Annotated in this window: 1 pseudogene; it reads right to left on the bottom strand. The window is 67.0% G+C overall.

Annotation, left to right across the window (positions count from 1 at the left end):
• Positions 1-889 (bottom strand): annotated as a pseudogene (locus B8784_RS21500) (hypothetical protein); the annotation flags it as partial.

Below are 889 nucleotides of genomic sequence, written 5' to 3'. Positions count from 1 at the left end.
CGGTATAGGCGCGCTTGAGCGTCTTCGGGAAGTTGACCTCCGCGGTTGCCTGCCCGGTCAGCATGGCGGCGACCGTATCGGCGTCCGGCGCGTAGGGCCCGTTGATGGCATTGGCGTAGAAGCGGATGCCCTTGGGCGCCTTCGTCTTGCGGTGGTGCAGCCGGCGCCATTCATCGGCATAGGAGGCCATCATCGGCGTATGCACGACAAGGTCGTGCGGGATACGGATGGCCGAGCCGTCGATGCGCTTCAGCGCCCGCTGGCAGGCGCTGGCATCGCCGGAGATGATCGCTTCGGCGGCGCTGTAGACAATTGTGAGATCGCAGCGCGGCTCATCGGCGACGGCGGCGCGGATATCGGCTTCCGGAGCCCGCACGCGCCAGGTCTCCCACGTGACTGGGGCCTCATCCTGCCAGGCGATCTGGGCGGTGCGAAACTCGCCGGCGATTTCGTCTGTGTACATCGTGCTCTTGCCAATGGTGTTCATCAGCTCGTCGGCATTTTGCCAGGCCCCAAAAGCAAACAGGGAATTGGTCTCGCCGGAGGAGAGCCCCATGGCGATTGTGGGGTTGAGGCCGAGCAGTTCGGTCAGCATGATGTGCTGGGCCTGCGAGATCAGCGTCATGGTGCGCGGCTGGTCGAACTCCGGCGTGTGGTCGCGCGCCAGAAGCCGGGCGACATCCTGGGCGGTCGAGAACCGCTTTGTCAGGATGGGGCCGAGTTCCGGGAAGGCGGAGAACATGCCCTGACCGACGCCCGGATAGGCGGTGGCGGCGCCGGTGAAGACGAAGGCCAGCTCGCCCTCCGGCGCGCCGCTCCCGTAAAAGAGCCCGTCGCCGGCGGGCGGCTCGCCAGCTTTCAGGGCCGTCAGCGCTGCCGCCCGCCGGGT

Origin of the sequence: Henriciella aquimarina (genome assembly GCF_002088975.1) — a bacterium.
Lineage (GTDB): Bacteria > Pseudomonadota > Alphaproteobacteria > Caulobacterales > Hyphomonadaceae > Henriciella > Henriciella aquimarina.
The sequence above is the reverse complement of the archived record's forward strand: the minus strand, read 5'-3'. Positions and strand labels throughout refer to the sequence as shown.